The organism is Mycoplana sp. ABR4_002, from assembly GCF_056159645.1.
On record NZ_JBSWVO010000001.1, the window covers coordinates 96,826 to 119,710 of the forward strand.

The 22,885-nt window shown below is 66.6% G+C and carries 22 protein-coding genes; 11 read left to right on the forward strand and 11 right to left on the reverse strand.

Features of this window, described 5'->3' with window-relative positions; genetic code table 11:
* The first annotated feature begins 86 nt into the window (after positions 1-86).
* Both epmA and ACXAGF_RS00430 read left to right on the forward strand, forming a co-directional pair.
* Positions 87-1,151: an EF-P lysine aminoacylase EpmA gene (gene epmA, locus ACXAGF_RS00425; RefSeq protein ID WP_475013609.1), complete on the forward strand. Its 1,065-nt coding sequence runs from the start codon at positions 87-89 to the stop codon at positions 1,149-1,151.
* A complete protein-coding gene (locus tag ACXAGF_RS00430; RefSeq protein WP_475013611.1) occupies positions 1,148-2,212 on the forward strand; it encodes a lysine-2,3-aminomutase-like protein in 1,065 nt (354 codons plus the stop codon). Before epmA ends, ACXAGF_RS00430 begins: the two co-directional genes overlap by 4 nt.
* Before the next feature lie 33 nt (positions 2,213-2,245).
* Here the strand turns inward: ACXAGF_RS00430 and ACXAGF_RS00435 are convergent, their stop codons facing one another.
* Positions 2,246-4,318: a methyl-accepting chemotaxis protein gene (locus ACXAGF_RS00435; RefSeq protein ID WP_475013613.1), complete on the reverse strand. Its 2,073-nt coding sequence runs from the start codon at positions 4,316-4,318 to the stop codon at positions 2,246-2,248.
* A gap of 159 nt (positions 4,319-4,477) precedes the next feature.
* On the opposite strand from ACXAGF_RS00435, the gene ACXAGF_RS00440 reads away from it, so the two are divergent.
* Positions 4,478-5,191, forward strand: coding sequence for a sulfate transporter family protein (locus ACXAGF_RS00440; RefSeq protein ID WP_475013614.1), 714 nt, complete (start codon positions 4,478-4,480; stop codon positions 5,189-5,191).
* Between the two features lie 3 nt (positions 5,192-5,194).
* Here ACXAGF_RS00440 and ACXAGF_RS00445 read toward each other — a convergent pair whose 3' ends face one another.
* Positions 5,195-5,620, reverse strand: a complete 426-nt coding sequence (locus ACXAGF_RS00445) for a VOC family protein (protein ID WP_475013616.1) — start codon at positions 5,618-5,620, stop codon at positions 5,195-5,197.
* Positions 5,621-5,703: 83 nt separating this feature from the next.
* On the opposite strand from ACXAGF_RS00445, the gene ACXAGF_RS00450 reads away from it, so the two are divergent.
* Positions 5,704-6,285, forward strand: a complete 582-nt coding sequence (locus ACXAGF_RS00450; protein ID WP_475013618.1) for a TetR/AcrR family transcriptional regulator — start codon at positions 5,704-5,706, stop codon at positions 6,283-6,285.
* Here the strand turns inward: ACXAGF_RS00450 and nth are convergent.
* Positions 6,282-7,046, reverse strand: coding sequence for an endonuclease III (gene nth / locus ACXAGF_RS00455; protein WP_475013620.1), 765 nt, complete (start codon positions 7,044-7,046; stop codon positions 6,282-6,284). The two genes, ACXAGF_RS00450 and nth, sit on opposite strands and share 4 nt — an antisense overlap.
* 22 nt (positions 7,047-7,068) lie before the next feature.
* On the opposite strand from nth, the gene ACXAGF_RS00460 reads away from it, so the two are divergent.
* Both ACXAGF_RS00460 and ACXAGF_RS00465 read left to right on the forward strand, forming a co-directional pair.
* Entirely contained in the window at positions 7,069-7,569 is a 501-nt protein-coding gene (locus tag ACXAGF_RS00460; protein WP_475013621.1) for a DUF2244 domain-containing protein, read from the forward strand.
* Positions 7,570-7,635: 66 nt separating this feature from the next.
* Positions 7,636-8,508, forward strand: a complete 873-nt coding sequence (locus ACXAGF_RS00465) for a methylated-DNA--[protein]-cysteine S-methyltransferase (protein WP_475013623.1) — start codon at positions 7,636-7,638, stop codon at positions 8,506-8,508.
* 49 nt (positions 8,509-8,557) lie between these two features.
* On the opposite strand, the gene ACXAGF_RS00470 is transcribed toward ACXAGF_RS00465, so the two are convergent.
* The 6 genes from ACXAGF_RS00470 to mepA form a co-directional block, all read right to left on the reverse strand.
* Positions 8,558-9,193 (reverse strand): 2,3-bisphosphoglycerate-dependent phosphoglycerate mutase, encoded by a 636-nt coding sequence (locus ACXAGF_RS00470; RefSeq protein WP_475013624.1) that lies wholly within the window; start codon positions 9,191-9,193, stop codon positions 8,558-8,560.
* 28 nt (positions 9,194-9,221) lie between these two features.
* Entirely contained in the window at positions 9,222-10,040 is an 819-nt protein-coding gene (dapB, locus tag ACXAGF_RS00475) for a 4-hydroxy-tetrahydrodipicolinate reductase (RefSeq protein WP_475013626.1), read from the reverse strand.
* Entirely contained in the window at positions 10,037-11,848 is a 1,812-nt protein-coding gene (locus ACXAGF_RS00480) for an ABC transporter ATP-binding protein (RefSeq protein WP_475013627.1), read from the reverse strand. Before ACXAGF_RS00480 ends, dapB begins: the two co-directional genes overlap by 4 nt.
* A gap of 114 nt (positions 11,849-11,962) precedes the next feature.
* Positions 11,963-12,988 (reverse strand): glucokinase, encoded by a 1,026-nt coding sequence (locus tag ACXAGF_RS00485; RefSeq protein ID WP_475013629.1) that lies wholly within the window; start codon positions 12,986-12,988, stop codon positions 11,963-11,965.
* 62 nt (positions 12,989-13,050) lie between these two features.
* Positions 13,051-13,428: a methylglyoxal synthase gene (locus tag ACXAGF_RS00490; protein WP_475013631.1), complete on the reverse strand. Its 378-nt coding sequence runs from the start codon at positions 13,426-13,428 to the stop codon at positions 13,051-13,053.
* 113 nt (positions 13,429-13,541) lie between these two features.
* Positions 13,542-14,543, reverse strand: a complete 1,002-nt coding sequence (gene mepA, locus ACXAGF_RS00495; RefSeq protein WP_475019182.1) for a penicillin-insensitive murein endopeptidase — start codon at positions 14,541-14,543, stop codon at positions 13,542-13,544.
* A gap of 240 nt (positions 14,544-14,783) precedes the next feature.
* Between mepA and ACXAGF_RS00500 the strand changes: the two genes are divergently transcribed.
* From ACXAGF_RS00500 to ACXAGF_RS00520, 5 genes are all read left to right on the forward strand, one after another.
* Complete coding sequence (locus tag ACXAGF_RS00500; protein WP_475013632.1) at positions 14,784-16,637, forward strand: extracellular solute-binding protein; 1,854 nt, start codon at positions 14,784-14,786, stop codon at positions 16,635-16,637.
* 149 nt (positions 16,638-16,786) lie between these two features.
* On the forward strand, positions 16,787-17,869 hold the full coding sequence (locus ACXAGF_RS00505; RefSeq protein ID WP_475013634.1) for a microcin C ABC transporter permease YejB: 1,083 nt from the start codon (positions 16,787-16,789) through the stop codon (positions 17,867-17,869).
* Complete coding sequence (locus tag ACXAGF_RS00510) at positions 17,869-19,014, forward strand: ABC transporter permease (RefSeq protein WP_475013635.1); 1,146 nt, start codon at positions 17,869-17,871, stop codon at positions 19,012-19,014. Before ACXAGF_RS00505 ends, ACXAGF_RS00510 begins: the two co-directional genes overlap by 1 nt.
* Before the next feature lie 5 nt (positions 19,015-19,019).
* A complete protein-coding gene (locus ACXAGF_RS00515) occupies positions 19,020-20,654 on the forward strand; it encodes an ABC transporter ATP-binding protein (protein WP_475019183.1) in 1,635 nt (544 codons plus the stop codon).
* Positions 20,655-20,700: 46 nt separating this feature from the next.
* Positions 20,701-21,660, forward strand: coding sequence for a 2-hydroxyacid dehydrogenase (locus tag ACXAGF_RS00520; protein ID WP_475013637.1), 960 nt, complete (start codon positions 20,701-20,703; stop codon positions 21,658-21,660).
* Positions 21,661-21,669: 9 nt separating this feature from the next.
* Here ACXAGF_RS00520 and ACXAGF_RS00525 read toward each other — a convergent pair whose 3' ends face one another.
* Positions 21,670-22,518 carry a C40 family peptidase gene (locus ACXAGF_RS00525; protein ID WP_475013639.1) on the reverse strand — a complete coding sequence of 283 codons (849 nt, stop codon included), beginning with the start codon at positions 22,516-22,518 and terminating at the stop codon, positions 21,670-21,672.
* A 7-nt stretch (positions 22,519-22,525) separates the two neighbouring features.
* The gene (locus ACXAGF_RS00530) at positions 22,526-22,876 is read right to left on the reverse strand and encodes a MarR family winged helix-turn-helix transcriptional regulator (protein ID WP_475013641.1); all 351 of its coding nucleotides are present in this window, start codon (positions 22,874-22,876) and stop codon (positions 22,526-22,528) included.
* Positions 22,877-22,885: the final 9 nt, after the last annotated feature.

Genomic DNA, 22,885 nt, shown 5'->3' on the forward strand with positions numbered 1-22,885 from the left:
CGCGGAAAAGCGGAGCCGGGGGCGCAACTACCCTAAATTCCGGCAAAAGGCCAGCGTGTCCGCCGGAATCTGATAGAAACCTTGCCATGACCTCGATCCGCCCAGCCCCGTCCCCCTGGTGGACGCCCGACGTTCACGCCGACCGTCGTCCGTTCCTGATCGCCCGAAATCGGATCCTGGCGGCGCTGCGGGCCTACTTCGCCGGGCTTGACTTTATCGAGGTCGATACGGCGAGCCTTCAGCTGTCGCCCGGCAACGAGGCCCATCTCCACGCGTTCCGGACCGAGGCTCTCGGCCATTCGGGCGCCGTGACGGAACTCTACCTGCACACCTCGCCGGAGTTTGCCTGCAAGAAGCTGCTGTCCGCCGGCGAGCGGCGCATTGCCTGCTTTGCCCATGTCTACCGCAATCGCGAGCGCGGGCCGCTGCATCACCCGGAGTTCACCATGCTGGAGTGGTACCGGGCGGGGGAGGGCTATGAGCGGCTGATGGACGACTGCGCCGCGCTGCTTGCGCTCGCGGCCCGCACCGCCGGGACGGCACGCCTCATCCACCGCGGCCGGGAATGCGATCCGTTTGCGCGGCCGGAGCGCTTGACCGTCGCCGATGCGTTCGTCCGCCATGCCGGCCTCGATCTGCTCGGCACCATCCGGCCGGACGGCACGACCGACCGTAATGCGTTGGCGCGGGCGATGGCGGACCGCGGCATGCGCGTCGCGGCCGACGACACCTGGGCCGACCTCTTCAGCCGTGTGCTGGTGGAGCGGATCGAGCCGCACCTCGGCTTCGGCCGGGCGACGATCCTGTGCGAATACCCGGTGGCCGAGGCCGCGCTCGCACGTCCTTCGCCGCGCGACCCCCGGCTCGCCGAGCGCTTCGAACTCTACGCCTGCGGCGTCGAGCTCGCCAACGCTTTCGGCGAACTGACCGACGCTGCCGAGCAACGCCGTCGCTTTGGCCTCGAAATGGAAGAAAAGCAGCGGGTCTATGGCGAGGCCTATCCGCTCGACGAGGACTTTCTCGCCGCGCTCGAAATCATGCCCGAGGCCAGCGGCATCGCGCTCGGCTTCGACCGCCTGGTGATGCTCGCGACCGGGGCGGCCCGCATCGATCAGGTTATCTGGGCGCCGGTGCCGGAGACAAGGCCATGAGGCCGGCGCGGACGCTTCGCTCGGTTGCGGAGCTGGAAGATGCCGGTCTCATGCCGGCAGGCTCCACCGCTGCGGCGGTGGGCGGGGTCGGCGAGCGCTATGCCATCACGGTGACGCCGGAGATTGCAGGCCTGATCGATCCGAACGATCCGGACGACCCGATCGCCCGCCAGTTCCTTCCCGACGCGGCGGAACTGGTCACCCACCCCAGCGAGCGGGCCGATCCGATCGGCGACCTGCGGCACAGCCCGGTCGCCGGCATCGTCCATCGTTATCCGGACCGGGTGTTGCTCAAGGCCGTGCATGTCTGCCCGGTCTATTGCCGCTTCTGCTTCCGTCGCGAAATGGTCGGCCCTTCGGGGCTGGGAACGATGACGCCGGAGGAACTGGACGCGGCGATCGCCTATATCGCCGGGCGGCCGGAGATCTGGGAAGTGATCCTGACCGGCGGTGACCCGCTGGTGCTATCGCCGCGGCGACTGAACGAGATCGCGCGGCGTCTGGGCGCGATCGATCACGTGAAGGTCGTCCGCTACCATACGCGCGTCCCCGTCGCCGAGCCGGAACGGGTCGATTCCGCGCTTGTCGCCGCGTTGGCGGCTTCTGGCAAGGCGACCTACGTCGCCGTACACGCCAACCATCCGCGGGAACTGACGTCGCCGGCGCTCGCCGCCTGCGCCCGGCTCGCCGCTGCGGGCATTGCGCTAGTCAGTCAGACGGTGCTGCTGAAGGGGGTCAACGACGATGCCGACGTGCTCGCCGCACTGATGCGCCTCTTCGTCGAGAACGGCATCAGACCCTACTACCTGCATCATCCGGACCTGGCCCCCGGCACGGGCCATTTCCGCCTTGGTCTTGCCGAGGGCAAGGCCCTGGTCGAGCAGTTGCGCGGGCGGGTTTCCGGTCTCTGCCAGCCGGTCTATGTGCTCGACCTTCCGGGCGGACACGGCAAGGTGTCGGTGCTCTCGCCGGCGGTGCAGGAGACCGAGGCCGGGCGCTTCCGGATCACCGACTTCCGCGGCGAGGTCCACCTCTACCCGCCGGCCGTTCGGCCGGATTGACCGGGCCCGGTTCCGGGGGCCTGCGGCAGGGGCTCAGAATTCCTGCCAGTCGCCGTCTTTGCTGTCCTTGGCGCCGAGCGCCCCGAGCAGCTTCTGCTTGAGCAGATGCGCCGGCGATGTCACCGCCCGCGACGACGCGCCGGCCGGCTTGACGTTCCATTGGCCCGGTGACTTGCGCGGAAGCTGGGTGACACTCCCCTGGCTTGGCGCCATCGTCTTGGCCGCGGATGCGGTCCCCGCGGCGGTGGCCGGAGCGGCCGGGACGGTCTTGGCCACCGGCACGACCTCGAAATGCGGTGCGCGCGAGGACTGGCCCTGGGCGGTGCCGACGTTGAACCGTCCGATCAGCGCGTTCAGTGCCTGCACGTCATCGGCCAGGCCATGGCTGGCGGCGGTGGTTTCTTCCACCATCGCCGTGTTCTGCTGCGTGCCCTTGTCCATGGTGGCGACGGCGGTGTTGATTTCCGAAAGCCCGCCTGCCTGGTCCCGGGCAGCCGCGACGATCGCCTGGACGTGACCGTTGATTTCCTGCACTTCGCTGACGATCGCCTGCAGCGCCTTGCCGGTGTCGCCGACCAGCGCGACGCCGTCCTGGACCTGGGCGCTGGAGGTGGTGATCAACGCCTTGATTTCGCGTGCGGCCTTGGCCGAACGCTGGGCGAGTTCGCGCACCTCCTGGGCGACCACGGCAAAGCCCTTGCCCGCCTCGCCGGCGCGCGCGGCCTCGACGCCGGCGTTGAGCGCCAGCAGGTTGGTCTGGAAGGCGATCTCGTCGATGACGCCGATGATCTTGCCGATCTCGCCGGACGACGCCTCAATCTGCTGCATGGCCGTGATGGCGCGGCGGACGGTCTCGCCCGACCGTTCGGCGCCCTCGCGGGTGCGCGCCACCAGGCTGCCGGCGTCCTCGGCGCGTCGCGTGGAATCCTTGACCGTGGTGGTGATCTGCTCGAGCGCCGCCGCGGTTTCTTCCACCGAGGCCGCCTGTTGCTCGGTGCGTCGGGCGAGCGAATCGGAGGCGGCGCGGATCTGGCGGGCACCGGCATCGATCGCCCGTGCATTGTCACCGACCTCGCACAGCGCTTCGCGGAGCCGCGCGACGGAGGTGTTGAAGTCCTGCCGCAAGCGGTCGAGGTCGCCGTCGAATGGGGTGTCGATCGTGCAGGTCATGTCGCCCGAGGCAAGCCGGCCGAGCGACCCGGCCAGCGCGGCGACGGCCGCCTGAACCTTGCCGCTCTCGCGGTTGCGCTCGGCCTCGCGGGCCATGCGCTCGCCTTCGGCGATTGCCCGGTCGGAGGCGGCCTGGCCTTCGAGCCGCAGGCGCTCGCCCGCGTGGTCGCGGAACACGGCGACGGCGCAGGCCATTTCGCCGATCTCGTCCAGCCGTTGGGTGTAGGGAATGTCCTTGCCGATATTGCCGTCCGCGAGGGCCTTCATCGCATTGGAAATGCCGTTGAGCGGGCGCACCACGCGGCGGTTGACGATGAAGATGGCGGCGATCGCCAGTCCGACGGATAGCGCCAGCGCGCCGGCCGTCAGCCAGAAGGCCGACCGCTGCTCGGACTGGGCGGCATCGATGGCGGCCGCGGTGCCGCTCTCGTTGCTGGCGATCAGGTTGCCCAAGGCGGACTTGATCTTGCCCGCATGCTCCATCATCGGCCCGCGGAACACTTCCAGCGCCGGGCCCTTGGCGCCGATGGCGGAGAACTGCTTCAGCTTGGTCGATTCGGAGAGGTAGGCGTCAAGACTTTGCTTGATGCCGATGGCGGTGTCCGCGGCGGCGGCGTCGCCGGACGCGGCCGCGCCGTAGGCGTCGATCCGTTTCGCAAGGCTGGCGGCGCGTCGGTCGATCGTGGCCTCGATGGCGGTAAGCTCGTCCGGATCCATCGACAACAGGTGGTCGGAATAGCTGCCGTTCAGTTCGGCGAATTCGCCGCTGATCTGCAGGATCGCGCTCATCTGCGGCATCCGTTCGCGGCCGATGCGCTCGAACTGGTCGGTGATCGTCGACAGCGAGCGGAAAGCGACCGCGCCCTGCAGGGCGCCGAGGGCCACCATCAGGAGGAAGAACGCCGGAAGGAGCCTGCTGATCCTGATGGTGCGCATGCGGATGTCCCTAGATCTGATTGTCATCGCGGTGGGCGAGCGGTTTGGCGGAAAGTGTATTTTCGGTGCCTTAATGTGGCCTTAACCGCAGGCTCCCGACCAGTCTTGCGAGGCGTCTGTCCACACCCTACATCGAGGGCGAAAACTGGGAGTGACGGGATGATCCTCGACGCGGCGCGCCTGGCGCTCGCCAATCTTTTTGCGCCAGACACCCGCCGTGTCTTCTGGAAGGTGCTGGGCCTGACGATTCTCGTCCTGATCGTCCTGTGGTTCGCGCTGCGGGAGAGCTTCATCGCCTTTGCGTTGCCGTGGTTCGACGGTTTCGTGCCGGATGTTCCGGACTGGGCCGGCTGGCTCGCGATCGTCGTCGGTCTCTTTGCCAGTATCGGCCTTGCGCTGTCGCTGGCGCTGCTGCTGGCGCCGGTGACGGCGATCATCGCCGGCTTCTTTCTCGACGATGTGGCGGAGGTGGTAGAGCGGCGGGACTACCCGGCCGACCTGCCGGGGCGGGCGTTGCCCCTGGGCGCGGCGATCGCAGGCTCCGTCAAGTTCCTCGGCGTCGTGGCCGCCGGCAACCTGGTGGCGCTGATGCTGCTCTTCATTCCCGGCGTCAACCTGATCGCGTTCTTCCTCGTCAACGGCTATCTGCTCGGTCGCGAGTTCTTCGAGTTCGCAGCGATGCGTTTCCGCCCTCCGGCGGAGGCGCGGCTGTTTCGGGCCAAGCACGCCTCCACCGTGTTCCTCGCCGGCCTCGCCATTGCCGCCTTCCTCGCCGTCCCCCTCGTCAACCTGCTGACGCCGCTGTTCGCCGCAAGCCTGATGGTCCACCTGCACAAGCTGCTGTCCCGCGCCGACCCGGACTTCCGTGACTGATGTTCACGCCGGCAGCGCCGATGCGTCATACTGCGCGGCGAATTCGGCGCTTGGCGGGATCGGCTTGATCACGTCGATCAGGACCCCGTTCGGATCGGCGGTGATGAAATGGCGCTGGCCGAAGGCCTCGTCGCAGAGCGGTTTCAGGATCGGCAGGCCGGCGGCGCGGCAATCCGCATAGACCCGGTCCGGATCCTCCACCTCGAAGTTGAGCAGAATCCCTTTCGCCGTCCCACGTCCCGGCGCCGGGATCGTCTCATGCTGCCCGTCCAGGATCGCAAGCGTCACATGTTCGTCGTCCATGGATTGCAGGTGGACGTACCAGTCGCTGGAGAAGAGCGGCTTGAAGCGGAAGTGCGCGCAGTAGAACGCCGCGGTTGACGATACGTCGTCGGTCATGACGACGGGGTAGTAGCTCGTGCACTTCATGTCTTTCTCCTTTGCTCGAATTGACGTACAGTTTGTATGTTTTTAGATAACATACGTGCAGACTGTATGTAAAGGCCGACAACGTGAGCCGAAGCAACAAGGACAGGACCGAGACGACCCGCGGCGCGCTCATCGACGCCGCGCGCACGCTCTTTGTTACGAACGGATATGCCGACACGGCCACCCCGGACATTGTTGCCGCGGCCGGGCTCACCCGCGGCGCGCTCTACCATCATTTCTCCGACAAGAGGGCGCTTTTCCTGGCCGTGGTCGAGCGGGAGGCGGCGATGGTGGCGGCCGAAATCGACCGGCGGGCCGTGGCGGCGGCCGACCCGCGCCAGGCGCTGTTGCTGGGGGCGAAAGGCTACTTCGACGCAATGGCCGCGGACGGAAGGACCAGGCTGCTGCTGCTCGAGGCGCCGGCGATCCTGGGAGCGGGCGCAGCCGCGGCGCTCGACCGCGACAACGCCGAGGCTTCGCTGCGCGCCGGGATCCTGGCCCTCGTCGGCGATGATGCCCGGTTGTCGCAGCTGGCCGATCCGCTGACGATGCTGCTCTCGGCCGCGTTCGACCGCGCGGCGCTTGCGATCGCCGACGGCTACGACCGCGTGACGCTGGAACTTTCGGTCGCCGCCCTGATCGACGGACTGGGCGCTGGCGGCTAGCGCGCCGCCGCGATCGCCTGCGGCGGCAGTTCCACCAGCGGCGCGGGGATGTCGCAGGTCTTCTCCGGCGCCTTGCAGAGGTCGGCGATGACGCAGTTCTCGCATTCGGGCTTGCGCGCCTTGCAGACGTAGCGTCCGTGCAGGATCAGCCAGTGATGCGCGTGGTACAGATATTCGTCGGGGATGATGCGGATGAGGCCCTGTTCGACCTCGTCCGGGGTCTTGCCTGGCGCCAGCCGGAGGCGGTTGGCAATGCGGAAGATGTGCGTGTCGACCGCGATTGTCGCCTGGCCGAACGCCATCGACAGCACGACGTTCGCGGTCTTCCGGCCGACGCCGGGCAGCGTCATCAGTTCTTCCCGGGTGCGGGGCACCTCGCCACCGAACGCGTCGACAAGCCGCCGGCTCAACGCGATCACGTTCTTGGCCTTGTTGCGAAAGAGCCCGATCGTCTTGATGAACTCGCGCACCCTGTCCTCGCCGAGCGCCAGCATCTTGTCCGGGGTGTCGGCAGCGGCGAAGAGCCCCCGCGTGGCCTTGTTGACGCCGGCGTCGGTCGCCTGCGCCGACAGGGCGACGGCGACCACCAGCGTGAACGGGTTGACGTGCTCGAGTTCGCCCTTCGGCTCAGGGCGCTGGATCGAAAGCCGGCGGAAGACCTCACGGATCGCCTCCGGGGTGTAGACCGCCTTTGCCCGGCTGCGTTTCGACGGTGCGCGGGGCCTGGTGGCCGCGGCGGATTTCGGTTTCGTCCTGTTCATGTTGACTCTATAGTCGCCGGTGATGAGCGATGGCAACGACGATATCGACGGTAACGACCGGCCTGTGTTCTTCACCGAACTCAGGCCGCACCGGTCACTCGGCCGCAAGGGTCACCTGATCTTGTTCCTCATCGCCGGAACCCTGACCATTGCCCACATGGTGGTCTTCCTGGTGTCCGGTGCCTGGCCGATCATGATGTTCTTCGGCGCCGACTTCGGCGTCCTTGCGATGGCGTTCTGGCTGAACAACCGCGCTGCCCGCGCCCGCGAGACCGTCGCCCTGTCGCGCACCGATATCTCCATCCGCAAGTTCGCCCCGTCCGGTCGCGAGACCGCGCATCACTTCAACCCGTTCTGGGCGCGATTCCACGTCGCCCGGCGCGAGGAGGTGGGCATCACCGGCATGGCGGTCAGCGGGCAGGGACGGTACACCGATGTCGGCGGTTTCTTGCATCTGGACGACCGCGAGCGTTTTGCCCTTGCCTTTGCGGGCGCGCTGGCACGCGTCAAGCGCGGGCATTGAGGCCGGCAAGAATCGGGTGGCGATCGGGCGTGCGACGTGGTTTCCTGCAGCCTCAGGAGAACCGCCATGAACATCGCCGCCACGCTGAGGACCGACATCACCCCCGAGGGCTCGGATTACGAGACCGTCAGCCGGATCATCGAGATGATCACGGAGGACTATCGCGACCAGCCCTCGCTCGAAGACATCGCCACGCGCCTGAGGCAGTCGCCGACGCAATTGCAAAAGACCTTCACCCGCTGGGCGGGGCTCTCGCCCAAGGCCTTCCTGCAGGCGGTGACGCTTGATCATGCCAAGCGGCTGCTGCGGCAGGAGGCGATGCCGTTGCTGGAGACCAGCATCGAGGTCGGGCTGTCGGGGCCGGGACGCCTGCATGATCTCTTCGTCACGCACGAAGCCATGTCGCCGGGCGAATGGAAGGCGCGCGGGGCCGGACTGACGATCCGTTACGGCTTCCATGCCTCGCCGTTCGGCCAGGCGCTGGTGATGGTCACCGATCGCGGACTGGCGGGGCTTGCCTTTTCCGACGGCGGTGCCGAGCAGGCGTGCCTTGAGGACATGACCTGCCGCTGGCCCAATGCCGCCTATGTCCGCGACGAGGCGACGACGGCCGACTACGCCGCCCGCATCTTCGACCCCGAGCGCTGGCATCCGGAAGAGCCGCTGCGAATCGTGCTGATCGGCTCCGACTTCCAGGTCCGGGTCTGGGAGGCGCTGTTGCGGATCCCGATGGGCAAGGCCGTCACCTATTCCGACATCGCCGGGCAACTCGGCCAGCCCAAGGCATCGCGCGCCGTTGGCGCCGCCGTCGGCCGCAACCCGATCTCCTTCGTGGTGCCCTGCCATCGCGCGCTCGGAAAGAGCGGCGCCCTGACCGGCTACCACTGGGGCCTGACTCGCAAGCGCGCGATGCTCGGCTGGGAGTCCGGCAAGGCATGAACAAAAAGGGCCGCGGTTGCGGCCCTTAATCCCACTGGTGCGCCTTGACTCAGTGCGCGCCGGACATGTCGCCGAGGATTTCCTTGGAAGCGACGGTCGAGTCCGGGTTCAGCTTGTAGACCATCGGCACACCGGTCGCGAGGTTGAGGTCGAGCACCTGCGCCTTGGTCAGGCGGTCGAGCACCATCACCAGCGCGCGCAGCGAGTTGCCGTGCGCGGCGACCAGCACCCTCTCTCCACGCAGCACCCGCGGCAGGATGCCGGTCATGAAGTAGGGCCACACCCGCGCGCCGGTGTCGCGGAGGCTTTCGCCGCCGGGCGGCGGCACGTCGTAGGAGCGGCGCCACACGTGCACCTGCTCCTCGCCCCACTTGGCGCGGGCGTCGTCCTTGTTGAGGCCGGACAGGTCGCCGTAATCGCGCTCGTTGAGCGCCTGGTCACGGATCGTCTCGAGGTCCGGCTGGCCGACATTGTCGAGGATGATCTGGCAGGTCTTCTGCGCGCGTGACAGGTCCGAGGTAAAGGCGATGTCGAACTTGATGCCGTACGCGGCGAGCGCCTTGCCGCCGGCATTGGCCTCCTCGATGCCGAGCGGGGTCAGATCCGGGTCACGCCAGCCGGTAAAGAGATTCTTCAGGTTCCATTCGCTCTGGCCGTGGCGAACAAGGACTAGGGTTCCGCTCATGGGGTCTCGCTCCGCGTTGAGATAGGGGTCAGGTGAGCCCGAGCACGTCGAGCATCGAATAGAGGCCGGGCTTCCTGTCGCGGGCCCAGAGCGCGGCCTTGACCGCGCCGCGTGCAAAGATCGAGCGATCGCCGGCACTGTGCGACAGCGTCACCATTTCGCCCTCGCCCGCCAGCACCACCGAGTGTTCGCCGACGACGGAGCCGCCGCGCAGCGTGGCAAAGCCGATCGTTCCGGCAACGCGCGGACCGGTGTGTCCGTCGCGGACCCGAACCGAGTTGGCGGCGAGCGCGACCCCGCGGCCGCGGGCGGCAGCCTCGCCGAGCAGCAACGCCGTCCCGGACGGGGCATCGACCTTGTGGCGGTGATGCATCTCGACGATCTCGATGTCCCAATCCGCCCCGCCCAGCGCGCGGGCCGCCTGTTCGGTCAGCACGCCGAGCAGGTTGACGCCGAGGCTCATGTTGCCGGACTTGACGATGCGGGCGTGTCGCGCCGCGGCACTGATCTTTGCCTCGTCCTCGCGCGAGCAGCCGGTGGTGCCGATGACGTGGACGATGCGCGCCTGGGCCGCAAGTCCGGCGAATTCGACCGTGGCGGCCGGCGCGGTGAAGTCGAGCACGCCTTCGGCGGCAACGAAAGCCTCGAGCGGCTTGTCGGTGATCGGCACGCCGATCGGGCCAAGACCGGCGAGTTCACCCGCATCGCGACCGACAAAGGCGGAGCCGGGGCGCTCGACCGCCGCAGCCAGCGTCGCGCCGTCCGTCGCGTGGATCGCGCGGACCAGAGTTTGGCCCATCCGGCCGCCCGCGCCGACCACGACCAGCTTCATGTCTCCCGTCGTCATTCGCCTGCCGTCCTTTCGACTTCCTGCAGATAGCCGCCCGGCGCCTGAAGATTGTGCAGCCGAGCGTAGAGACCGCCAGCGCGCGCGGCAAGGACGTCGTGCGTGCCTTCCTCGGCCACGGCGCCGTCCTGCATGACGACGATCTTGTCGGCGTTGACGACGGTCGAGAGCCGGTGGGCGATCACGACGACGGTGCGCCCGCTCATTGCGTGATCCAGCGCCTTCTGCACCGCCTGTTCGGATTCGGTGTCGAGCGCCGAGGTTGCCTCGTCGAGCAACAGGATCGGTGCGTTGCGCACCAGCGCGCGGGCGATCGACAGCCGCTGGCGCTGCCCACCCGAGAGTGTCGCGCCGTTCTCGCCGACTGGTGTATCATAGCCCTGCGGTTGCTCCTGGATGAAGTCGTGCGCATAGGCGAGGCGCGCGGCCTCCTCGATCTCGGCGTCGGTAGCGTCGGCGCGGCCATAGCGGATATTGTCGCGGATCGTGCCCTCGAACAGGTAGGGCTGCTGCGAGACGTAGGCGAGGTTGTTGCGCAGCGACTGCTTCGTGACGCCGGCGATGTCCTGTCCATCGATCAGAATGACGCCTGCCGCCGGATCGTAGAAGCGCGGGATGAGGCTGATGACGGTGGATTTGCCGGCGCCGGAGGGGCCCACCAGGGCCGTCGTCCTGCCGCCTTCGGCGATGAAGCTGACGTCCTTCAGGATGGGTCTCCCACCGCCGTAGGCGAACGTCACGCCCCGGAACTCGAGCCGGGCACTCTCGACATTGAGGGGCTTTGCGTTCGCACGGTCGCGCTGGTGCGGCTCGATGTCCAGGATCTCGTAGATCATGCGCGCATTGACGACGGCGCGCTCCAGCGACACCTGCAGCCGGGCCAGGCGGCGGGCCGGGTCGTAGGCCATCAGCAGTGCGGCGATGAAGGCGAAGAACGCGCCGGGCAGGATGCCGCCATAGATCGCCTGGTAGGCCGAATAGCCGAGCACGCTGGCGATTGCCACGCCGGCGAAGGTTTCGGTCATCGGGGCGGTGCGCTCCGACAGGCGGGCAATCCGGTTGGAGCGCTTCTCCGCCTGTTCGATGATGCCCTCGACCTTGGACCGCAACTGGTCCTCCATCGTGAAGGCCTTGACAATGGTGATGCCCTGGATCGTCTCCTGGACGGCGCCGAGCACGTGGCTGTTGACCAGGACCGATTCGCGCGTGGCATAGCGCAGGCGCCGGGAGATGTAGCGCAGGCCGATCAGGAGCGGCGGCGCGACCATGAAGACGATCAGCGTCAGCAGCGCATCCTTGGAGATCATCACGCCGATCAGCGCGACCAGCGTCAGCAAGTCGCGCGCGATCGACGTCACCGTCATGTTCAGGACATCGCGAATGCCGTTGATGTTCGAGTTGATCTGCGCCGCAAGACGCGCGGACCGCGCCTCGCTGAAGAAGCCGACGCTGAGCGTCATCAGGTGCGAGTAGATCCGGCGCTGGTATCGCGCGACGATGTTGTTGCCGATCTTGGACAGCGCCACCGCCTGCCCGTAGGTGGCAAAGCCGCGCAGGATGAAGGCGATCAGGATGGCGCCGCAGATCCAGGCGACGAGATCGGCGCGGCGGTTGGCGAAGGCCTCGTTGACCACCGCCTCCATGATCCACGCCGTGAAGGCCGTCGATCCGGCGATGACGATCAGGCAGGCGATAGCGAACAGATAGCCGCGAATGTGGTCGCGCCCGTTCTCGGCAATGACGCGCTTCAGGACACTCGTGATCGTTTCGGCACTGAGGTGACGATCGGTACGGCTCTTGTCGTTCAATAAACCATCTTTCCTGCAGCTTGCGGCGCCCGCCGCGCGGCGGAGGCCCGTTGCGGCGCTTCTATAGTGCGTTGCGGCGCGTTTGGCGAGTCTGCGCGCGCCACACCCCGTCCGCTATTTCTCCCAGTATCGTCCCTCGCTTGCCACGCCGAACTGGTCGGGCGTGCGCGCGAACGCAGCGAGCCCGGCCAGCGCCGCCATCGGGTGGGTAACGACGAAGGTCGGGATCGAGCGCAGCAGTTCGCTGTGCGGCGCCTTGTCCTCGAAGGCCGCCCGGAATTCGGGTCCGCGCAGCGCCGGCAGGATCTTCTGCGAGATGCCGCCCGCCAGGTAGACGCCGCCCTTGGCCATGAAGATCATGGCCATGTCACCGGCAACGCGACCGAGGTAGGTGGCAAACAGCCCGACGGTCTCCACCGCGGCGGCATCGCTGCCGGCAAGGGCGGCGGAGGTGACGGCGGCCGGCGTGTCGAGTTGTGCGTCCCGTCCGTCGGCGGCGCTGACGGCGCGATAGATGTTCATGATGCCGCGGCCACACAGGAGTTGCTCGGCGGAAATTCGGCCCTCGATCGGCTCCAGGAAGGGCCAGATCTGGTGATCGCGCTCCGAGCGGGGTCCCATGTCGACATGGCCGCCCTCGCCAGGCACGGGTATCCAGCTGTGTTGGGCATGGATCAGGCCGGCGACGCCGAGCCCGGTGCCTGGTCCGAGCACCGCGCGCGAGGCGGCAAAAGCCTCTGCCCCGCCGCCGATCTGCTCCCGGTCGTCGTCGGATAGCGCCGCCACCGCCAGCGCCTGGGCCTCGAAGTCATTGACCAGCAGCACGCTGTCGAAGCCGAGGTTGGCGATCATGTCGAGCGGCCGGACGACCCAGGCGCAATTGGTCAGCGGCACCTCGTCGCCCTGGATCGGCCCGGCCAGCGCCAGGATCGCCGAACGCGGCTGGATCGAGGTGGTATCGAGGATGGCGCGCTGCAGGGCGTCGTCGATGTTTTTGAACTGCGCGGTCTGGATGATCGGGAACTCCTTCGGCTCGGCGAAGGCGTCGATCAGAAGCGCAAAGCGGGCGTTGGTGCCGCCGATGTCGCCGATCAGGATGGGAAAGGAAAGGGCGATGTCGCCATCGTTCGGCTTTGCCATGAGTCTATGCCTCGGTTTCGTGTCGTGGCCGATCTTCGGCGTGCTGGCTTGTGTTGCGCTTGTCAGGCGCCGCTCGAAATCAGCCATTCGGCCGTTGCAAGGTTCAGTGCCATAGGGATGTCGTAGACAATCGCCAGTCGCATCAAGGCCTTCACGTCGACATCGTGCGGCATCGCCGTCAAAGGATCGACCAGAAAGATCAGCATGTCGACTTCTCCGGTCGCGATCAATGCGCCGATCTGCTGGTCGCCGCCGAGCGGGCCGCTCTTCAGGCGGGTAACGTCGAGATCCGGGCAGGCGTCGAGCACCCGGCCGCCGGTCGTGCCGGTGGCGAAGATCCGGCATTGGCGCAGCGCGGCCTGATTGCGCCGGCAGAACGCCGCCATATCGTCCTTCTTCTCGTCATGCGCAATGAGGGCGAGGGTCTTCGGGAGCGGCATGGGCGGTCTCGATGCAGGTCGGCGCGGAATTTAAATCGATTTGACGGCTCTATACAGGAGGGTCGCGCCGATGAAAAGCCTGCTTGTCGGCTGTTGATGAGGCCTGATGAGGCTTACTGCAGCGACGGCCGCGGTTCCGGAACCGGGACGAATGCGTCCGGCAGGACACCGGTGTCGCTTGCAACCGCTGCCGCCGCGCTATTGCCGGCCTGCCGGTTGACGAAAGCCAATGCGTGGCCGCCGCCGAAGGTGACGTCCTGTTCCGATGCCGGTGTCGGGCCGGCCAGTACCGCGGCGCAGGATCGCGGCAGGTCGGACAGCTTGGCGTAGCGCGGCTTGGCCGGCTTCGCGTTCGTCTTCGGCTTGGCCCAGGGCGCGTCGGTGAACCACCAGGCCAGCGACTTGTCGCAGCCGTCGCCGGGCGGCACTGTGGCCTGCCCCTTGCAGTTGGCCGAGCCCGGCGGGCACTGGATGCGGATATGGAAGTGGTAGTCGTGGCCGTAGATCGGCCGTACCTTGCCGAGATGGGCGCGGTTGCCCCTCCAGCTGTCGCACAGCCGCTTCTTGATCGCCGGGTTGACGAAGATCCGCTCCACCTGCGGATAGCTGGCCGCCAGCATGATCAGTCGGGCATGGCGGTCGCTCCAGGTGTTCGGATTGATGGTCAGGAACTTGTCGGGAACGAGCATCGAGGTGGCCTGGATGGTCTCGCGCTCCTGGAAAGTCAGCGTGCGGTCCGGCATTTCCGTGAGCCAGACGTCGGCGTCGAGCCCGATCTGATGGGAGGCGTGGCCGCTCAGCATCGGTCCGCCGCGGGGCTGGGCGATGTCGCCGAGCAGCAGGCCGTTCCAGCCGACGCTTTCACGCGCGTCCTTGGAGAGTTGCTCCACCAGAGCAATCATGCCGGGATGGCCCCAGCGCCGGTTGCGCGACAGCCGCATCGCCTGCCAGGTCGGCCCGTCGGTCGGAATCGCCACGCCCCCGGCCAGGCATCCCTTCGCATAGGAACCGTAGGCCTGCGGCGGCATCACCGACGGTAGCGCCTTCGCCCCGAACAGTTCCTTGGCCGGCCGGTCCTCGGCGTGCAGCGGCCCGGCCAGGGTGGCCAGCAGCATGGCCGCGGCGGCAAGTCGGGAGCGCAGGGGCTTGAGCGTGGATATCATATCGTCGTCCAGAATCAGTCGCCGCTATCGTTCCTCACGACATAGCACGGCGCCATTTGGCGTGAAGGAAGAATCGATCGTCCGCAAGGGGGCCGCAAAAAATCGCCGCTTTCATGGCGACTTCTGTCATTTGCCGGGATTTGGTCTAATCTCTTCCGGCACGTGGTTGAGAGAAAGTACAAGGGGCATTGCATGCGGTCTGGACGGAGCGTGGTTCTTGCGGGCGTGGTCTTTGCGGTGGTGGCCGCTTCCTCCTTCGGCGGGCCTTCGGCCGCGAAAGAGGTGCCGTCGCTGTGGCGCCACGGAATTTCGACGGTCGGCGAATTGAAGTACCCGGAGGGGTTTTCCCATTTTGACTACGTCAACGTGGAGGCCCCGAAGGCCGGAACGCTGCGCCTCTCCAATGCCGGCACGTTCGATACCTTCAATCCGCTGCTTGCCAAGGGCGAGACGGCCGTGGGCATCGGCCTTGTGTTCGACACGCTGATGAAATCGTCCGAGGACGAGATCACCACCTCCTACGGCCTTTTGGCCGAGGGCGTGACCTATCCCGACGACATCTCGTCGGCAACCTTCCGGCTACGCCCGGAGGCGGCGTGGGCGGACGGTCGGCCGGTGACGCCGGAGGACGTCATCTTCTCCTTCGAGAAGGTGGTCGAGCTGAACCCGCTCTTCACCAATTACTACAAGCACGTCGTCTCGGTGGAGAAGACTGGCGAACGCGACGTCACCTTCCATTTCGACGAGAAGAACAACCGCGAACTGCCGCAGATTCTCGGCCAGTTCACGATCGTGCCGAAGCACTGGTGGGAAGGCAAGGACGCCTCTGGCGCGCCGCGCGACATTTCGAAGACGACGCTGGAGCCGGTGATGGGTTCGGGGCCCTACCGCATCGCCTCCTTCTCGCCGGGAGCCACGATTCGCTACGAACTGCGCGACGACTATTGGGGCAAGGACCTGAACGTCAACGTCGGCCAGAACAACTTCGAGCGGATCGAATACTCCTTCTTCGGCGATCGCAATGTCGAATTCGAGGCCTTCCGTGCCGGCAATGTCGACTACTGGCGCGAGAACCAGGCGAGCCGATGGGCGACCGGCTATGATTTTCCGGCGGTCAAGGATGGGCGCGTGAAGCGCGAGGAGATACCCAACCGCTATCGCGCGACCGGCATCATGCAGGCGATGGTGCCGAACATGCGCAAGGACATATTCAAGGACGAGCGCGTGCGCGAGGCGCTCGGCTACGCCTTCGACTTCGAGGACCTCAACAAGACCGTCTTCCACGACCAGTACAAGCGCGTCGACAGCTTCTTCTTCGGAACCGAGTTGGCCTCGTCCGGCCTGCCGGAAGGAAGGGAGCTGGAGATCCTGACCGAGCTCAAGGACGAGGTTCCGGCGCGCGTCTTTGACGAGCCGTTCGAGAACCCGGTCGGCGGGGATCCCGGCAAGGCGCGCGAGAACCTGCGCAAGGCGGTGGCGCTCCTGAAGGAAGCCGGTTATCAGTTGCAGGGCAATCGCATGGTCAACGCCGACACCGGCGAGCCGCTGTCCTTCGAGATTCTGCTTTCGAGCCCGATCCTCGAGCGGGTCGCGGTGCCTTATGCCAACAACCTCAAGCGCATTGGCATCGACGCGCGTGTGCGCACGGTCGACGCCTCGCAGTACACGAACCGCATGCGGACCTTCGACTACGACATGACCTGGCATGTCTGGGGGCAGACGCTTCACCCCGGCAACGAGCAGGGCGACTACTGGGGATCCTATTCGGTCGAGCGCGAGGGATCGCAGAACTATGCCGGTATCGCCGACCCGGCCGTCGACGCGCTGATCAACCGGATCATTTTTGCCAAGGACCGGGAAGAACTCGTAGCTGCGACACGGGCGCTGGATCGCGTCCTGCTCGCCCACCACTACGTGGTCCCGATGTACTACCGCATGTCGGAGCCGATTGCCTACTGGAGCCGGATCGCCCGGCCAAAGGAGCTTCCGACCTACGGCATCGGCTTCCCGGACGCATGGTGGTCGACCGAGGTGGCGCCGGAATGAAGGCTTGCTTTGGAGTGGAGCCGCGCTCCAAATTGCGAGAACACGAATCACCGCCGCGGCGGTACGAATGCATCGGGAATTGGCGGATTGAAAGCTGACAGGGCGACAGTAAGCGGCATGGCACCCGCGCTCGTGCGGAGATCCGGCTGATGGGGGCCTATATCCTCCGCCGCCTGCTTCTGATGATACCGACGATCGTCGGCATCATGGCGATCTCCTTCATCGTGGTGCAGTTCGCGCCGGGCGGCCCTGTCGAGCAGGTGATTTCCGACCTGACCAGCCAGAGCGGCGGCGACCGGCTGTCGGGCTCCGGCGACATGCTGCAGGACTTCTCGCAGGACGCCTCCTCGGGCTATCGCGGTGCACGCGGCCTCGATCCGGAATTCATCGCCAAGCTGGAGCGGCAGTTCGGCTTCGACAAGCCGCCGCTCGAGCGTTTCGTAGCGATGATGGGCAACTACCTGCGCTTCGACTTCGGCGAGAGCTTCTTCCGCAACACCTCCGTCGTCGATCTCATCCTGGAAAAGATGCCGGTCTCGGTCTCGCTCGGCGTGTGGATCCTGATACTGTCCTATGCGATCTCGATCCCGCTCGGGATCAGAAAGGCCGTCTCGGATGGCTCGGCCTTCGACGTCTGGACCTCCGCCGTCATCGTCGTCGGCTACGCCGTCCCGAGCTTCCTGTTCGGCATCCTTCTGATCGTCGTCTTCGCCGGCGGATCCTTCTTCGACTGGTTCCCGTTGCGCGGCATCGTCTCGGACGACTTCTGGCAGCTTCCGTGGTGGAAGAAGCCGCTCGACTATCTCTGGCACATGGCGCTGCCGATCATCACGCTGCTGCTGTCGGCCTTCGCGACGACGACGCTGCTGACGAAGAACTCCTTCATCGACGAGATCAAGAAGCAGTACGTGGTGACGGCCCGGGCCAAGGGCCTGACCGACCGGCAGGTGCTCTACGGCCATGTGTTCCGCAACGCCATGCTGATCATCATCGCAGGCTTTCCCGGCGCCTTCATTTCGGCATTCTTCACCGGCTCGCTGCTGATCGAGTATATCTTTTCCCTCGATGGGCTGGGCCGGCTCGGCTATGACGCGGTGGTCCGACGCGACTATCCGATCGTGTTTGCAACCCTCTACATCTTCTCGCTGATGGGGCTGTTCGTCAGCCTGCTGTCCGACCTGATCTACACCTGGGTCGACCCGCGCATCGACTTCGAGCGGAGGGACGTGTGATGACCGCGCTGCCCGATGCCCGAAGCTTGCGCGCGGATGCACGACCGAAGGGTTTCCTCTCGCCGACGAACCGCCGGCGCTGGGAGAACTTCAGGGCCAACCGGCGTGGCTACTGGTCGCTGTGGATCTTTCTCGTGCTGTTCGGCCTCAGCCTGTGCGCCGAATTCATCGCCAACGACCGCCCGGTCATCGCCTCCTACAAGGGCGAGCTCCTGTTCCCGGTGCTGGTCAACTACCCGGAGGAGAAGTTCGGCGGCTTCCTCGCCGTGACCGACTACAAGTCGGACTTCATCCGTGACGAGATCGAGGCGAACGGCTGGATGGTCTGGCCGCCGATCCGCTATTCCTATCGCACCGCCAATTCCAACATCCCCCATTCCGCCCCGACCCCGCCGTTCTGGCTGATGGACCGGGACCAGCGCTGTTCCGGCTATCCGCTGGGCGCCGACGATCCCGCCTGCATCCTCGGCAACCTGAACTGGCTCGGCACCGACGACCAGGCTCGCGACGTGCTCGCCCGCGTGATCTACGGCTTCCGCATCTCGGTGCTGTTCGGCCTGGCCCTGACCATCGCCTCGGCGATCGTCGGCGTTACCGCTGGCGCGGTGCAGGGCTATTTCGGTGGCTGGACCGATCTCTTGATGCAGCGCTTCATCGAGATCTGGTCGTCGATGCCGGTGCTCTACATCCTGCTGATCATCTCGGCGATCCTGCCGCCCGGGTTCTGGATCCTGCTGTCGATCATGCTGCTCTTTTCCTGGGTCGGTTTCGTCGGCGTCGTGCGTGCGGAATTTCTGCGGGCGCGCAATTTCGAGTACGTCAACGCTGCCCGCGCACTCGGTGTCGGCAACGCCACGATCATGGTGCGGCACCTGCTGCCGAACGCGATGGTCGCCACCCTGACCTTCCTGCCGTTCATCCTTTCCGGCTCGATCACCACCCTGACCTCGCTCGATTTCCTTGGTTTCGGCATGCCGCCGGGATCGCCCTCGCTCGGCGAACTGATCGCCCAGGGTAAACAGAACCTGCAGGCGCCGTGGCTGGGCCTGACCGCCTTCGCCATCATGTCGCTGATGCTGTCGCTGCTGATCTTCGTCGGCGAGGCGACCCGTGATGCCTTCGATCCGAGGAAGACCTTCCGTTGAGCGCCCTGAACGATCACGATCCGATCCTTGCGGTCAAGGACCTCTCGGTCGCCTTTCACCAGGGCGGGAAGACCTCCCTTGCCGTCGATCGCGTCTCCTTCGAGATCGGGCGCGGCGAGGTGGTGGCGCTGGTCGGCGAATCGGGTTCGGGCAAATCGGTGACGGCGAACTCGATCCTGAGGCTCTTGCCGTATCCGGCCGCGAGCCACCCGTCCGGCGAGGTGATCTTCAAGGGCCGTGACCTTTTGCATGCGCCCGACGCCGAGTTGCGCGCCGTGCGCGGCAACGACGTCACCATGATCTTCCAGGAGCCGATGACCTCGCTCAACCCGCTCCATTCGATCGAGCGGCAGATCGGCGAGATCCTCGAACTGCACCAGGACGTGAAGGGACCGAAGGCGCGAATCCGCACGCTCGAACTGCTCAACCAGGTCGGCATACGCGAGCCGGAAAAACGCCTGGCCGCCTATCCGCACGAGCTTTCCGGCGGACAGCGCCAGCGCGTGATGATCGCGATGGCGCTCGCCAACCGGCCGGAACTGCTGATCGCCGATGAGCCGACCACGGCCCTCGACGTGACGGTTCAGGCGCAGATCCTCGAACTTCTGAAGACGCTGAAGGACGAGCACGGCATGTCCATGCTGTTCATCACCCACGACCTCGGCATCGTGCGCAAGTTCGCCGACCGGGTCTGCGTGATGACCAGGGGGCAGATCGTCGAGAGCGGTCCGGTCGAGGCGATCTTTACCGATCCGCAGCATGAATATACGCGCCATCTCCTGGCGTCCGAGCCGCGCGGCGCGCCGCTGCCGTCCGACGCGGCCAAGCCGGTGATCATGGAGGCCGAGGACGTCAAGGTCTGGTTCCCGATCAAGGCCGGCTTCATGCGCAAGGTGGTCGACCACGTGAAGGCGGTCGACGGCATCGACGTGAAGCTGCAGGCGGGGCACACGCTCGGCGTCGTCGGCGAATCCGGATCCGGCAAGACGACGCTCGGCCTGGCACTGACGCGGATGATCGCCTCGACCGGCCGGATCGCCTTTGTCGGCAAGGACATCGCCGACTATTCCTTCAGGGCGATGCGGCCGCTCAGGAACCGCATGCAGATCGTCTTCCAGGATCCCTACGGCTCGCTGTCGCCGCGCATGTCGGTGGCCGACATCGTCGCCGAAGGGCTGGAGATCCACGAGCCATCGCTGACCGCCGACGAGCGCGACCGCCGCGTGGCGGCGGCGCTGGAAGAGACCGGTCTCGACCCGGCGACACGCTGGCGCTACCCGCATGAGTTCTCCGGCGGCCAGCGGCAGCGCATAGCGATCGCGCGGGCCATGGTGCTGAAGCCGCAGTTCGTCATGCTCGACGAGCCGACCTCGGCGCTCGACATGAGCGTGCAGGCGCAGGTGGTCGACCTTCTGCGCGACCTGCAGGCCAGGCACGACCTTGCCTATCTCTTTATCAGCCACGACCTGAAGGTCGTGCGTGCTCTTGCCAACGACATCATCGTCATGCGCGCCGGCAAGGTCGTCGAGAAAGGTCCGGCAGAACGGATCATAGGCGCGCCGGAAATGCCCTACACCAAAGCCCTGATGGCGGCCGCCTTCGATCTGGCCGCGGTCAAGTCCGAGATCATCCGCCAGTAGCGGGCGCTCCACGCCCGCCGTCGGTGCAAGTCAGTGAAGGTTGAACGTGCAGAACAAGAGCCCCGTCATCATCGACCTGAAGTTTGATCGCGAGGAAATCGCCGCCGCCCTCAAGGGTGCCTTCGCCGACCGCGAGATCGTCGACCTCGGTCACCCGGCAAACCGCGGGCGCGACCTTTCGAACATCGACTATGCCGTCGTCTGGCGGCCCTCCGCCGACCTGTTCGCGCGTGCCAGGGACCTCAAGGCCGTGTTTTCGGGCGGGGCCGGGGTCGACCACGTGCTGACGCTGCCCGGCCTGCCGGACGTCCCCGTCGTGCGTTTCGTCGACCATTCGCTGACGACGCGCATGAGCGAGTGGGTGGTGCTGCAGTGCCTGCTGCATCTTCGCCAGTTCAAGGCCTACGAGGCGCAGAACGGCAAGCGCCTCTGGCGGGAACTGCCGCAGCCGGAGGCCAAGGAGGTGACCGTCGGCATCATGGGGCTCGGCGTGCTCGGTGCCGACGCGGCACGGAAGCTCAAGACCCTTGGTTTCGACGTCATCGGCTGGTCGCGGCAGAAAAAGGCAAAGGCCGGCATCGAGACATTCGATGCGGCCGGCCTCGATGCGTTCCTCGCGAAGACGGACATTCTCGTCGGGTTGCTGCCGCTGACGGCGGAGACCCGCGGCATCTACAATGCCGGCCTGTTTTCAAGGCTGCGCCGCGACGGCGCGCTGGGCGGGCCGATCTTCATCAATGCCGGGCGCGGCGGCAGCCAGGTCGAGGCCGATATTCTTTCCGCGCTCGACAGCGGGATTCTCGCCGGCGCCTCGCTCGACGTCTTCGAGCAGGAGCCGCTGCCGCTGGAGAGCCCCCTGTGGACGCATGAGAAGGTGTTCGTGACGCCGCACGCAGCGGCGGCGTCCGACGTCAGGGCGCTGTTTGCCCACGTCGAGCAGCAGATGGCCCGGCTGGAGGGCGGCCAGCCGCTCGAGCACGTCGTCGATCGCTCCGCCGGCTACTGACCCGGGGCCTCACGGGCGGCGGTAGCCGGTCGGCTGCCCATACAGCCATCCGATCCGCTCGACCGCAGCATTCAGGCCCTCGCGGGCCACGCTCATGGTATGGCCGTTGGCGTGCACGATCGCTTCTGCATCTTCCATGATCGCGACGTGGCCCTTCCAGAACACCAGGTCGCCGCGCCGCAGTTCCTCACGTCCGATCGGCGTGCCGAGGCCGCTTGCCTGCATGTCGGAATCGCGCGGGGCCGTGCGGCCGGTCATCATCATCGCCAGTTGCACCAGGCCGGAACAGTCGATGCCGAAGCCGCTGCGCCCGCCCCAGAGATAGGGCGTCTCGAGGAAACGTGCGGCCACCGCCACGTAGTCGTCCGCGGTTTGGCCGATCGGCACGCAGTGGGAGGCGATCACCGACTGTCCGCCCGCGAGCGTCAGGTAGCGCGTCCCCCGGGTCTCGCTCTCGGCGACAACCTCAACCCGGCTGCCGAGTGACAGCGCGAAGGCGGCAGGGGTGCGCAGGTCCGGGCCCGTGTAGGCGAAGGTGCGCGGCACGGCGACGATGTGCGTCGCCGTGCCCGCCGAAGCAAGCGCCGCGTCTGGCAGGTAGCCGACATAGCCGTCGAAATCGGCCTTTACCCACGCCCAGCCGTCGGCCCGGTCGAGCACTTTAACGGTTTCGCCGAACAGGAGCTCGGTGTCGATGCCGGTTGCCGGGTCTGGCCGGGGGCGCAGGCCGGCGACGGGCGCGGCGACCTGTGCCGGTAGGCCGGCGGTGTAGCGCGAAGCAACGAAGACGTCCCGCAACCCTTCCTCGGCGAGGTCGGCGCGATAGGCGTTGAGGCGTCGGTCGGGAAGGCTGTTCATGGCAATCTCACGGGGTTAGTGCACGGCCCTGGCCGATGATCAGGTCGCCGAGCCTCTCAAGGTAGAGTGAACCGTCAACGGTGCGCTTGATGACGACGTTGCGCCGATCGCACGCGTCGCGTTCGCGCGCCACCAGGCCGAGTTCGCCCATGGTGTCCAGCGCCCGCGTGATCACCGGCTTGGTGACGCCGAGCCTGGCGGCGAGCCCGCGCACGGTGTGCGGCGGCGGCACGAGGTAGATCTCCAGCAGGATCGCGATCTGGCGCAGACTCAGGTCGCGACCGTCGAGCCTCACCTGCTCGAGCGACACCGTGTGCCAGAGGCCGAGCGCCTGCGAGGCCGATAGTTCCAGCGGCAAGGGCCAATC